A 12,606-nucleotide genomic window follows, 5' to 3' on the forward strand; every position below is an offset into this window, starting at 1 on the left:
GTATGAACCCCATTTTTGTCCTGATTCCGTTGTTTATCTTGTCACCTTGTCTTATCCACTATCGACATATCAAGGTGATTAAAATGGCTTATGTGGGCTGCCTGCTGCTGTCTTTTTTCGTCTCTTGGTTTGTGTAAACCAATCCATGTCTTTTCTCGCCAGACATTCCAAGTAGCTTGGGGATAGTATTTGTGAAAATCATAAGGTAGGATCGCTGGCCTTTTTCTGATGCTAGGAGGTAGCGATGTTTATTGGTTTTGACTATGGAACGGCGAACTGTTCTGTCGCAATGATGCAAGATGGGCAACCAGCATTGTTACCCATAGAAGGTAAAAGCCACTACATTCCTTCGACAATATGCGCCCCGACGCGAGAGTCCATTTCTGAGCATCTGTTCCGTCATCATAATATTACGCCAAGCGATAAAATTGGTGAGCAAGTACTTCGCCGCGCGATCAATGTGAATAGAGAAGAGAGTATTGAACTTGCCGCGCAAGACATTGCCTTTGGCCAAGCGGCGCTCGATCTTTATCTGCAGGATCCGCGCGATATTTATTACGTTAAATCCCCTAAATCATTTCTAGGCGCGGCAGGTTTACGTGATGTGCAGGTCAGTTTTTTCGAAGACTTGGTGTGCGCCATGATGGTCAATATTAAGCACAATGCAGAGCAGCACCTTCAGCGCACTATCCAAGATACTGTGATTGGTCGTCCTATTAACTTTCATGGCCGAGGTGGTGAAGAGGCCAATCGACAAGCGGAATCTATTTTACAACGTGCGGCGAAACGCGCCGGTTTTCAGCACATCAGTTTTCAGTTTGAACCCGTTGCGGCGGGCTTAGAATATGAAGCGACTCTGGTGCAAGATCAAACCGTACTTGTGGTTGATATCGGTGGTGGAACCACCGACTGTTCATTGCTAAAAATGGGGCCGAGTTGGCGAGGGCGTGACGACCGCACCGCGAGTTTGCTTGCGCATAGTGGCCAACGGGTCGGAGGCAATGATCTTGATATCTATATTGCTTTCAAACAGTTGATGTCTTCTTTTGGATTAGGAAGTAAAGCCATTTCTGGCATTGATATGCCGATCACGCAGTTTTGGAACCCGATTGCAATTAACAACGTGGAAGCGCAACGTGACTTCTATGCTCAGCAAAACTTGGCAGCATTGAAATTGCTACACAAAGAGGCGCAGCAACCAGAAAAGTTGGCGCGTTTGCTGAAAGTCTATTTTGAAACGCTCGGCTATCAAATTGTACGCCGTGCAGAAGAGGCAAAAATTGCTCTATCTGATCTTACGCAATGTCAGGTGGTGCTCGATCTTCTTTCTGAGCAGATCGAAGTGCAAATTGAGCGTGAGCAAATGATCGACGCCATTGAATCCCCTAAAGCGAAAATGGTGGAATTGGTCAAAGAAGCGGTTGAACAAGGTGGCGTAAAGCCGGATGTTATCTTTATGACGGGCGGATCTGCTCGTTCTCCAATATTACGCCAAGCGGTAGAGCAGCAACTGCCCCACGTACCCGTTGTCAGCGGTAACTACTTTGGTTCAGTGACTGCTGGTTTGGCTCGTTGGGCTGAGATTTGCTATCGCTGATATGAGCGCTTAGCGCTTCGTTTTTGATGCGTTGGGGGCCGGTAATGTTGCGAATGATCGTGTTTCATTAAAACATTACTGGCAACCAAGCTACCTAAGCTTATCAACCCTAATCCGATCCAAGTCAAAGGCGTTGGCATCTCACCAAAAACGGGAATCGCTAACAAGGTTGCCACGACTGGTGTTGCAGAGCCAAAGGCAGCGGAGCGTTCTGCGCCGAGTGTTGAAACTGCATATAAATAGGTAAATGCTGCAATGAGCCCCGCCCCGACACCTTGCAGCAGTGTGTGTCCCGCCAGTTCTTTCCACGGCCAGTGTGCAAAAGAGTGTGTGGCTAAGTAGCTATCGACGATGCCTAAAGCGATTAGAACGGCCAATAAAATAGTAGAAAGTAAAGCAACCCATCCCGCGCTGACGAGCGCATGCAAATTTGCTACCCGCGCACAAATTGTAAACATCGCCCACATCAGGCTGCCGGTTAAAAACATCAAATGCCCGGTCAAACGGTTTGACTCAAAATCAGTGGCACTTGAATAGAGGAAAATACCAACCCCTGCCACCACTAAAGTCAGCCCAGCGACTCGATGGCGACTTAACGGCTGTTTAAACAGCAACACCGCGATACCCGAGACAAACAGCGGCAGCACACCCGGAACAAGCGCGCTACCATCAGAAACCGGAACGTAGTGCATCGCATGGCTTGTCACTAGTAAATAGGGCAATCCACAGCCAATAAATAGACCAATTAAGTAACGCATAGGTACATTTTGCAATTGATGTCGAGTTCTCCAAACCAATGGAGAGAGCAACAAAGCGGGCAGTAAAAAGCGCGTTAATGCAATATCCGCAGAGGTTAATAGGCCGCTCGCCCCTGCCTTTAAAGAGAGGAAAAAGCCGGACCATAATAACAGTGTGGTGCCTATCGCGAGGTAGCCATAAATCATAATTTCATTCACATCAATGGATGGTTTCTCACCATTATCTATGGTTCGGCTTACTTTTATCCGGCAAGTTCACCCTTATTGCTAGATGGTTTAGCACTTATCCGCTATAAATTAGCAAAATGTTAGTGGATTTCATCAAGGATCGAGTAATGGATAGAATAGACCGCCGCATGTTGACCTTATTACAAACAGAGGGACGCTTAAGCACCGCAGAGCTTGCAGAAAAGGTTGGATTATCACCTTCTCCCTGCGCAAGACGCTTGAAACGATTAGAGGAGAGCGGGATCATTGATGGCTATCAAGCTCGCTTAAGCCGGCAAGCTGTCGGGGTTGGGATGACGGTTTTTGTTGAAGTTAGCCTGAATAATCATCAAGCCGCTTCCATTGATAGTTTTGAAGAGGCAATCAAAGAGATGGAGGAGGTGATCAGCTGCCATGTGGTTTCAGGTGCGTATGATTACTTGCTGGAAGTCGTTAGTGCCAATTTATCAGGGTACGAAGCATTTACGCGTCAGTTACAGCGGCTCAACAATGTAAAAGATATGCATACCCACCTCGCCATGCGTCAAGTGAAAGCCGCTACCGCGATGCCTATTTGGGTTTAGAGACAGCACTTGCGTGCTGTCTTCAGGGTCAGACGTGCTTATTCAAATTGAAATGACGCGAGAGAGTTTTTACTGATTTCGTTGGCAATCAATTGATGGATGGCCGTGGTAGGGTGCGTGACGCCCCAAAATACGTATTTGTCAGAGCTATGGTAAGCGCAATCATTGGTTAAGCTATGACGGTATAAGTAATCTAAAGCTGAATTGCGATTGATGTTGAGGCATGCATCGGTCGCATTTTCAAAGCCGTATTGCTGTGGATTGGCTGTGAGGTTTTCAAACAAGCTATGAGCATCAAACAGGATGATATTTACCCCTTGCATCTGATAATACAGTGCTTGTTGCTGAATAAACGCATTGAAAGTGGTGATCTTAGCGCTGACTTTCGCTATCTCTTCTGCTGTTGAATATTTAAATTGCGGGGCTTTGGTTGCATCGGGTAGGGTGAGTAGAATAATATTTTTGGCCCCTGAATCCACAAGACGAATCATCGCGCTGCTAAAATCTGCTTTGACTTCATATACTTCACGGTTGTAATTCATAAAGTCATTCAAGCCAAATTCAAGGGTAAAGAGCGTATTTTCTGGCTGGTAGTTTTTGGCCATTGTCATGTAATTTAGATAAGAGCTGACTTGATCGTTCACACCTGTCAGCGCGATATATTGATTACGCCCTGCGGCACCGCCAATCGCCCAGTTATATACAGGTAAATTGTGCATTTTTGCTAAATACTCTGTCCACACCAAACCATTGGAAAAGTGTCCTAAAAACCAAGAGTTAGGATTGGGAAATTTCCATTGTGACGCATTGAATATATTTCCTGTATCCGAAAGGCTGTCACCTATGGTCACCATTTTATTAATGACGGATTTGGCATTTTGTTTATCGTTAGTCCAGATCGAATGATTGTATGAGAACCTATTGTCTGCTGCGAAATAAGTAATATCTGCAGAATCGTGACTGACGCCGAGCGTCTCTTCACAACGCTGCTTTATTTCATATTGTGAGGTGTCAGTATAAAACATATTTTTAAAGCGCACAGATGACCACCAGTAACCACTAATGGTGTAGTCATTTCCTTGTTCATCCAATGCCCACTCCCAATCTGTTGCTGGGTCATCATGATTGCCAGCGGGCCGATACCAACAGCGTACATAAGTGTAGGTTTGCTTATTTTGCGTATTCATTACGCCATAAGCGGTAACTGGTTCTGAGGTGGTATCCGTATTTTCTGCAATCGCCATGGAGAGTGGCAATATTGCGGTCATCAATAACGTCATTAGTTTCATATTTTTTTCTTATTGGTTTAGGCACATATCTACTAAAGAATAAGTGCGAAAGTGAAATTAACAAACTGGTCAGACCTATTTTGGGTTTATGGTGTTAAGCGTCAATCAATAAACGACTATGTTGAGCATTATTTGGTATTAAGATCAAACAATGAACTGTCAGTGAAGAAAATACGAAAGGGTTTTTATAAATCCTAATTTAGGTAAATAACAATAAGGTTTTGCTTTATTAATTTGTCCTAATGTTAAATCTCAGTAGTTTAATAAAAATATCAATAAAATTATAATCAGTCAATATGTGTAAAAATTAAACAGTTTTATTGTGATTTTAAGCCACATTAAAAATCATTTCTCTTTGTGTTTGTTATTTTAAGATCTATTAATAATTCGCCACAAAGGTGCCAAAAAACCAATGTTCTTTTATTTTGTGGTCTGAAAAAATAAAAAATGGGTATTCATTTTCTTTTAAATACCGTGATAACAATAAAAATGCTTACGAGGTTTATATGTCAATAAACAGAAGAAAAGCACTTAGCGCTATTGCCATTATGTCAGGCTTGGTATGGAACACCGCTCAAGCTGACGTGAATCAGCCGCAAGGTTTGGCCATTGAAATGTTCAGTGAGCTTCAGGATGACAGCCAAATCAATTACTTCAATGCGAGCTATTGGTTACAAGGAGAGGTTGAGCCCCCGACACTAATGCAGATGCGTGACGATGTACTGAACCAACATATGCGCTATTTTGTCGATTTCAGTACGATTGAAGGTGAGTCGCAAAAGACAGAGGCGAAAGCATTGCTCAGGAAAAAACTGGGCTTAGCGTTTGCCAGTGACTTTTTGATCATCAGTGAACACAAAGGAGAATTGTTGTTCACACCGTTAGATGACGAGAATGATGCCAACATTCGTCTACTGGAAGCCGCCCCAATTGCCCATTCTCGTCAGCGCCGTAGTACGGCCAGTATGGTGTCAAATAGTGGTTCGGAAACGAACTCTTTGCCACACGTCGCGTTTTATTTGAATGTCAATCGGCCTATTACTGATAATGAATGTACGTTTAATAACTCACATCTTTGGGATCGAGGTACGCGAGTGTTTTGCGATAACCCGAATATCTCTTTGATCTATAGAGTTAATTTAGAGCGTTCATTACAATATGGCACCATTGGCTCTGCGACACCGGACGCGAAAATTGTTCGCATCAGCTTAGATGATGATACAACGGGTGCGGGGATCCATCTCAATGACCGTCTTGATTATCGTCAATCAGGTGCTGATTACACGACATTAGATGCTTATTTCCGAGACTGGTCGACCGATGCCATCGCCCAAGACTACCAATTTGTATTTAACTCTTCGAACAACAAAGCGCAGATCTTAAAAACGTTCCCGAGAGAAAATCTCAATGCCGAATATGAAGTCAAAGAGGTATCCGGCTTCCAGCTAGGAGTGAGTGGTGGTGTTGAGGTTAGTGCTGATGGACCTAAAGGCAAGCTAGAAGCCAATGCCAGCTACAACCAAAGCCGTTGGTTAACCTTTAAAACGCACGATTATCGTGTTGAACGTAGCACCAATAATGCACAAAACGTCAGCTTTAAATGGAATCGTAGCCAATACGCGACTGCCGAATCGATGATGAATCGCTCTACGGATGCGCTGTGGGTCAATACTTATCCTGTGGATACCAACCGCATTAACCCGATTGGTTACGCGAGTTTCGTACCCAAAATGGATGTGATCTATAAAGCCGCTCCTAATGCAACAGGGACAACGGAATTTACCATTGATTCTTCGGTCAATATTCGTCCCATTTATAACGGTGCTTATAAGCATTATTATGTTGTAGGTGCGCATCAGTCCTACCATGGTTTTGAAAATACGACGCGCCGCAGAGTGAGCAAAAGTGCTAGCTTTACTGTCGATTGGGAGCACCCAGTATTCACGGGCGGTCGTCCAGTGAATTTGCAATTGGGCAGCTTTAATAATCGTTGCGTTGATGTGGCTGATAATGGCGCGCTCTCTGCCTCAAGCTGTGATGAAACCAAAAACTCACAATCTTTTATTTATGATCAGTTAGGTCGTTATGTGAGTGCAAACGACATCCATCAATGTTTGGATGGACAATCACTGGGTCAATTACAAACCTGTAGTTCGAGTTTAAGTCAGCGTTGGGAATGGATAGAAAACAGCGATAAGCTGAGTAATGTTTTCTCTCATGAGTTACTTGGTCATGATAAAACCAGCGGTGAGTTAGGTTTGTATGCTGATGGCAATGATCAGGTAAGTGTGCGCACCATTACCGCTTACACCAACGTATTTCATTCAGATAGTGAATCGGCCGTATTTGGGTTTACATCGGGTTCATTGGCCTTACAAGATGTTGGTCAATCGGGGACACTGTATATTCGCCATGGCGCTGCGATTGATGCAATTGGCACGCAAGCCAATGCGATGCAAGGCGGTGAAAGTGGTAGTTTGACTGAAATTGATCTGAAACGCGTTACGCAAATAACCGTTACTTCCGGTGAGTTCAAGTACGGTGGCAACCATTTACTCCGTATGACTTTTAAGCTTGATGATGGTTCAACCAAAGTAGTGGGGTCAAAAGACTACGCAATCAGTACCCACGATGAAGTGTTTGAGCTGCCAGCCGGATCGGCAATTCGGCAAGTCAAGGTTTGGTCTGAAGGTTGGTTAGCCGATGGTATTCAATTTATTATAAAATAGCGCAATCAGTTCATGATTGAGTAGTAAAGAGCACTCATGCTTTTGGCCTAGTTGGCTAAAAAGCGAGTGCTCTTTTTTTGTTAATTTAATGTTAATTTTATCTGTTGTTTTTTTCGATTCATTCACGAAGCTGGCAAGATGACATGAAATAAAGTGCTTTTCTTCTACAGTTAGGGTGCTCATCAGAGGTCTAATCTCTGGTGTGGTAACGGTAGGCTAGATGTATGCCGCGCCTAAACCAGACACTACAATAAGAAGGAATTTACTTTGAAAAGAACGATTATTATTGCTGCTTTTTGTCTGCTGAGTACCACGGCGCTGGCGGCAACCAGCACGGTGGCGTTAAGTAAGACAGGCTATACCCAAACCCAGTACCCTATTGTGTTAGTTCATGGCTTATTTGGTTTTGATACGCTGGCCGGAGTCGATTATTTCTACGGCATTCCGCAATCACTGACGAAAGATGGTACAGAGGTCTACGTGGCTCAAGTCTCTGCAACCAACAGCTCTGAGCTAAGAGGTGAACAACTATTGCAACAAGTGGAGTCGCTTTTAGCTGCCACGGGCGCTCAAAAAGTTAACTTGATTGGCCATAGTCATGGCGGACCAACGGCTCGCTATGTTGCATCAGTTCGGCCCGATCTTGTGGCGTCTGTGACTAGCATTGGTGGCGTGAATAAAGGCTCAATCGTGGCAGATTTAGTGCGTGGGCACATCAAAGAGGGCTCCATTTCTGAAGCGATTGCCGTCAAAATGGCGCAAGGATTGGCGGGTTTGGTTGGCCTTCTTTCTGGGGGAAGTAACCTGGAGCAAGATCCTTTAGCCTCCTTAGAAGCCTTAACTACCCAAGGTTCGCTAGCGTTTAATCAATACTACCCAGAAGGCGTTCCAAGCAGTGAATGTGGTGATGGTGAATTACTGGCTGACAATGGTGTTTATTACTATTCGTGGACAGGATCTTCGACCTTTACCAACCTCCTTGACCCAACTGATGCTGCGATGATGTTGACTGGGCTTGTCTTTAATGGCCCTAATGATGGTTTAGTCGGCGTATGCAGTACTCACTTGGGTAAGGTGATCCGCGATGATTACCAAATGAACCACTTAGATGAAATCAACGGCTTGCTTGGGATACACCACCTTTTTGAAACTGACCCCGTTACCTTGTATCGCCAGCACGCTAATCGATTGAAGCTTCAAGGTTTATAACTTCGAGGTTGATAGTTTCGAGGTTGATAGTTTCGAGGTTTATAACTTCAAGTTTTGTAACATCAAACTTTATAAGGATTGGCTATGAAAAAGCCCGCACTATTTGGTTTTGTCGTGATCATCTTGGGGAGCATCGGTGCGGTGCTTTTTCTGCAAAAGCCAGTATCATCACAGAGCGCGTTACAAACGCCATCTCAACAAGATACGCAGATAGACAGCGCATCGAGTCTTGATTTAATTCACTATTTTATCTCTACGTTAGGAGAGAGCTCATTGCCTGAGGTTGAGCTGCGCATTGCCCAGCATGCTGAGCAAGATGAGGGCGTAGTGATCGATCCAATGCTTTTTGAACAGTTTATCCAATACAAACAAGCATTAGCTGAGTTAGAGGCTAATGCTTCCATCGCCAATCTCGATCTTGCTACCTTAGCTGAGATCAATCAGCAGTTACTGAAAATACAAAGTCAATTTTTTAACGTTGATCAGCAAAGCATGCTGTTTGGTGAAGAGAATGCGTTGCGAAATTTAGCATTAGAAAAGCTGCGCATTAAAGCTCAAGCAGTAGATTCATATGATGAGCAGTTGCAGTGGCAAACGTTATTAGCGCAGCAGCCAGAATACATTCAGCGCAGTGAACGCAATGTACAACTACTGCCAGCACTCAACGCGAGTCGCCATTTGTCCACGCAAGAGCAATACTTAGCTTGGAACGAGTTGGTTGGCGAACAAGGAGTACAGCGGTTAACGCAGCTTAGTGAACAACGAGAGCAGTTTTCTCAGCATCTCGAAAACTATCTACAACAGCGTTCGGCGGTGCTTGAAAATACGCGTTTGAGCCAAGATGAAAAAAATCAGCAAATTACGCAACTGCGTACCCAAACGTTTGAGGCCAAACAACTCAAACGCGTCGAGGCGTTGGAAAGGCTACGTGATCAATCGCTTTAATTCTGTTTATCCAATAAAGAAGAGCGCGACCGAAGCCGCGCTCAAGTTCTCTAAGAGAAAATAGAATAGGTGGTTACAAATTCACCACAATGGTGTTAGTCACTGTTGCACCTTTGTCATCCATCACTTTAATTTTCACTTCATGTTTTCCAGAGCTTGGGAAAATGGCGGTGAAGAGTTTGCCACGTTTTATTTTTCCATTCGGCAGGGTCCATTCCGTATCGACAATACGCCCATCGCTATCGCTGCTGGTTGACCACATCGTTACCCAGCGTCCAAGGTGGATGTACTTAGCACTGGCTTGCGGTAATGCGTTAGGCACTTCAACCTGTGTTGTACGCGTAGTGGTGTTGGTTGCGCCTTTATCATCCGTTACGGTTAGGCTTACTGTGTATTGCCCTGCTTTGGTGTAGCTCCAGCTTGGCGCCATTTCGCTGCTCATTTGGCCGTTACCAAAATCCCATGCGTAACTGACTAGCTCGCCATCTTCATCATGGCTGTAGTTGAGAGCACTGACAGATAAACCGTCGGTTTTAAGCTCAAAGTTGGCGACAGGAGCTTGGTTTTGTTCGCTGACTTTTGATAAGCGAATTACGCCGTACTCATTGTCTTGGCCTTGGTTGAGGATGTCGATCATCAAGCCAAATTCCGTTAACTGACGCCCAGCATCTGGTACTAATGGTGAGCTGTAATCCGCGCCATCAGAGAAATTACCATTACCGATTAAGCTTGTGTCTTCGAGCACATCACCATCGGCAGCGACTAAACGTAGAGGTGTTTGATCTTGCAATGAGAAGGTTGCATCTCGCACTTGGAAGCGCGTTTGTGCGGCCTCACCGGTTTTTGACCAAACCAATGCGTTTTGATCCGCATCGACGACACCTAACCAACCTTCACCTGGGTGGTTACCTACCCAGTTATCCGTGTAAGATTCATCCACATACCAAACCAGTAGGCCGGGTTCGAAAGTCATCAACTGGCCCATGCGTTTGATATTGGCTAAGCCTTGGTCGACGTCATTGTGGCTACGCCATTGCAGTAAATAATAGTGTGGCGCTTCATGGAAGCCATTGTTGGTGGTGTAACCTTTAAAGGCGAAGGTGGATGTTCCTTCGGCATCATCAATAAGGGTTTGCTGCCCGTCGACCTCTAACTGTAGGTTATCAAGGTAAAGACCTTCCATGGCTAAGCCGCCATCAGTGACATAGTCAAAGCTGAGTGTCACTTCTTGGCCTGCCCACAGGGAGACGTCAAATATCGCATCGACCCAGCCATCCGACTGACCAGCAATAGCAGGTACAAGCCCTGTATTGTACGGGTCATCCATGGTGGTGATGTTACCTGCAATCGCTTTACCATTGATCAGTACGCGTGCAAAGTCGTAGTCTTTTTCAATCTGATACCATGCTTTAAAATTCAGCGTAGCTTGTTCACCTGTAGGGATAGAAAGCTTACGAGACATGCTATTTTTCAGATCATCGCCTCGGTTTGAATAAAAAGCGGACGAACCTTGATAAGGCTTCACCCCATCAACACGCTTCAGTGGTAAATCAATCTTCACCATATTTGGTCGAGCATTGTCAGTGGTTTGGAAGAGGGTAAATACGCGAGGATTTTTCTCTAACTCTGCAATCGAAATTTGATCGTCATTGATCCAACGACCACCGACCGCTTTTTGTAAGAACTGTTTAGACCAAGAGCTGAATGCCGTCGGTTGTGTTCCGCCAATTTTTCCGGCCCAACTGCCAGAAGACATGATGGACCAATAGGAAACTGGCTCACCTTTACCTGTGTATTGGGTATCGTATTCGTCAGGCAAACCTAAATCGTGGCCATACTCGTGTGCGCAAACCCCAGCGGCCGCATCAATCGGTTGCATGGTGTAATCAAAGGCGGCATATTGGCCGTTAAAGCGATCTGGAAGCGTACTTTTTGTGCCTTGAAGGACATAAGGTTGGCCGAGATTATAACGGTGGGACCATATGGCGTCAGGTCCAAGCACACCGCCGCCGGCTTCTTCACCAACGGATGCATGGAACACCATCAAGTGATCGATTACGCCGTCCGGTTCGCGGAAGTTGCCATTACCATTGTAATCGTAACGATCTTCAATATCGTAATCGGCCAGATTAATACTAGGGTCTTGCGCCAGTTGGTTCAGTGCTTCGCGCACCAACTCTTGCGCATTCATATCTTTGTCTGTTGTTGCAGAGTTGCCCCCGTAAAACGCGGCGTTTTTAGACGCGCGATACCAACCTGCGGCTTGCCCGGCCACACTGTAGCTTTGCCCAGACTCGCTTTCATAATACTGACGCATCGAGATGAAATTTTCTCCATTAGGGCCTGCATAGCCCGCATCGGAAAAAAGCAGATCTTGATAGTGAGGTGGATTGTAGCTGGCATAGAGCATTTCAGTATGCTCTTTGGTCAGGCGGTTATCGTTCCAAGGTAAATCGGGAAAATCAATTAAAAGCGCTAATACCTTATCGGTGCGTTTGGTGCTGATATCGAGAGCAAAAACGCTGGCTTTTTGGTGGCCTTTTTGTTTTTCAATGGTTTTTAATACCCGTGCGCGTTGCTCAAGAGCTTGCTTACCAAATTGCGCATCGCCGTGGAAGCCCGATTTGATTTTCTGCTCTAAATAACGATCCAAGGCATCGCGCTTGATTGCATCGGTAGCATTGCCATCCACAACACCGTTACGCACTAACATTTCAATGAGTTTATCTTCATTGACTACCCCTAAATCAATCGGGGTGTGCGCATAAGCACTGACGTTAAATAGTGTTACCATTGCTGACGCAAGCAAGGTTTTCCTTATGTGTTTCATCTGCTTTCCTTATTTTTCTTTCTGTATTTATGGTATTAACAATTTCACTGAACTGATTTCCATACGACTGAGCGCTATAGAGAATAAATGGCTTTCATCGCCATAAAATAGAATTCATGGACGCAATGAGTGGCTGGTATATTCTTATCTAGGCAAGTTTTCTGAGTGTTATTCAGTGAAGATTGAACGGGTGATTTAGTCGCTCTTCGGCGGAGAAATACACGCTTCTTCTTGATGAGTTGTCGAATTAAGAGACTTTTCTTTGTGGTGTTTTCTTTGTAGATAAAGGGCAAGTGCTTGTTGTTGCTGTTCTGATGTCAGCCCTTCACATATCACACCTCGTTCGATTAATGAGGCGAGCAACCGTTCATCATCAACTGAAGATTGAGCAAGGCTAATTGATGAGTAACTAATTAATAAAAAATAAATTAAATGTTTCACAGTATATCCATATAATG

9 protein-coding genes are annotated in these 12,606 nt (G+C 44.7%); 5 read left to right on the forward strand and 4 right to left on the reverse strand.

Annotated elements, in window-relative coordinates; genetic code table 11:
- The first annotated feature begins 244 nt into the window (after positions 1 to 244).
- Entirely contained in the window at positions 245 to 1,597 is a 1,353-nt protein-coding gene (gene yegD / locus AACQ21_RS00370) for a molecular chaperone (RefSeq protein WP_096037141.1), read from the forward strand.
- Here yegD and AACQ21_RS00375 read toward each other — a convergent pair.
- Positions 1,588 to 2,541, reverse strand: coding sequence for a DMT family transporter (locus AACQ21_RS00375; protein ID WP_181185581.1), 954 nt, complete (start codon positions 2,539 to 2,541; stop codon positions 1,588 to 1,590). The genes yegD and AACQ21_RS00375 overlap by 10 nt on opposite strands.
- A 149-nt stretch (positions 2,542 to 2,690) precedes the next feature.
- On the opposite strand from AACQ21_RS00375, the gene AACQ21_RS00380 reads away from it, so the two are divergent.
- The gene (locus AACQ21_RS00380; RefSeq protein WP_026027548.1) at positions 2,691 to 3,146 is read left to right on the forward strand and encodes an Lrp/AsnC family transcriptional regulator; all 456 of its coding nucleotides are present in this window, start codon (positions 2,691 to 2,693) and stop codon (positions 3,144 to 3,146) included.
- Positions 3,147 to 3,184: 38 nt separating this feature from the next.
- On the opposite strand, the gene AACQ21_RS00385 is transcribed toward AACQ21_RS00380, so the two are convergent.
- Positions 3,185 to 4,435 (reverse strand): SGNH/GDSL hydrolase family protein, encoded by a 1,251-nt coding sequence (locus AACQ21_RS00385; RefSeq protein ID WP_105977303.1) that lies wholly within the window; start codon positions 4,433 to 4,435, stop codon positions 3,185 to 3,187.
- A gap of 506 nt (positions 4,436 to 4,941) precedes the next feature.
- On the opposite strand from AACQ21_RS00385, the gene AACQ21_RS00390 reads away from it, so the two are divergent.
- The 3 genes from AACQ21_RS00390 to AACQ21_RS00400 all read left to right on the forward strand — a co-directional run bounded on the left by AACQ21_RS00390 (position 4,942) and on the right by AACQ21_RS00400 (position 9,318).
- A complete protein-coding gene (locus AACQ21_RS00390; RefSeq protein ID WP_105977304.1) occupies positions 4,942 to 7,164 on the forward strand; it encodes a leukocidin family pore-forming toxin in 2,223 nt (740 codons plus the stop codon).
- Between the two features lie 267 nt (positions 7,165 to 7,431).
- Positions 7,432 to 8,373, forward strand: a complete 942-nt coding sequence (locus AACQ21_RS00395) for a lipase family alpha/beta hydrolase (RefSeq protein WP_105977306.1) — start codon at positions 7,432 to 7,434, stop codon at positions 8,371 to 8,373.
- A gap of 84 nt (positions 8,374 to 8,457) precedes the next feature.
- On the forward strand, positions 8,458 to 9,318 hold the full coding sequence (locus AACQ21_RS00400; protein ID WP_105977307.1) for a lipase secretion chaperone: 861 nt from the start codon (positions 8,458 to 8,460) through the stop codon (positions 9,316 to 9,318).
- A gap of 73 nt (positions 9,319 to 9,391) precedes the next feature.
- Here the strand turns inward: AACQ21_RS00400 and AACQ21_RS00405 are convergent, their stop codons facing one another.
- Together AACQ21_RS00405 and AACQ21_RS00410 are read right to left on the reverse strand one after the other, a co-directional pair.
- Positions 9,392 to 12,148, reverse strand: a complete 2,757-nt coding sequence (locus AACQ21_RS00405; RefSeq protein WP_105977308.1) for an immune inhibitor A domain-containing protein — start codon at positions 12,146 to 12,148, stop codon at positions 9,392 to 9,394.
- Between the two features lie 195 nt (positions 12,149 to 12,343).
- Positions 12,344 to 12,589, reverse strand: coding sequence for a hypothetical protein (locus AACQ21_RS00410; protein ID WP_017043657.1), 246 nt, complete (start codon positions 12,587 to 12,589; stop codon positions 12,344 to 12,346).
- Between the last annotated feature and the right edge of the window lie 17 nt (positions 12,590 to 12,606).

This window comes from Vibrio sp. V01_P9A10T6 (genome assembly GCF_963877065.1).
Taxonomy (GTDB): domain Bacteria; phylum Pseudomonadota; class Gammaproteobacteria; order Enterobacterales; family Vibrionaceae; genus Vibrio; species Vibrio anguillarum.

Coding starts and splice junctions, on each gene's coding strand:
- yegD (WP_096037141.1), top strand. CDS start 245: ATGTTTATTGGTTTTGACTATGGAACGGCGAACTGTTCTGTCGCAATG.
- AACQ21_RS00375 (WP_181185581.1), bottom strand. CDS start 2,541: ATGATTTATGGCTACCTCGCGATAGGCACCACACTGTTATTATGGTCC.
- AACQ21_RS00380 (WP_026027548.1), top strand. CDS start 2,691: ATGGATAGAATAGACCGCCGCATGTTGACCTTATTACAAACAGAGGGA.
- AACQ21_RS00385 (WP_105977303.1), bottom strand. CDS start 4,435: ATGAAACTAATGACGTTATTGATGACCGCAATATTGCCACTCTCCATG.
- AACQ21_RS00390 (WP_105977304.1), top strand. CDS start 4,942: ATGTCAATAAACAGAAGAAAAGCACTTAGCGCTATTGCCATTATGTCA.
- AACQ21_RS00400 (WP_105977307.1), top strand. CDS start 8,458: ATGAAAAAGCCCGCACTATTTGGTTTTGTCGTGATCATCTTGGGGAGC.
- AACQ21_RS00405 (WP_105977308.1), bottom strand. CDS start 12,148: ATGAAACACATAAGGAAAACCTTGCTTGCGTCAGCAATGGTAACACTA.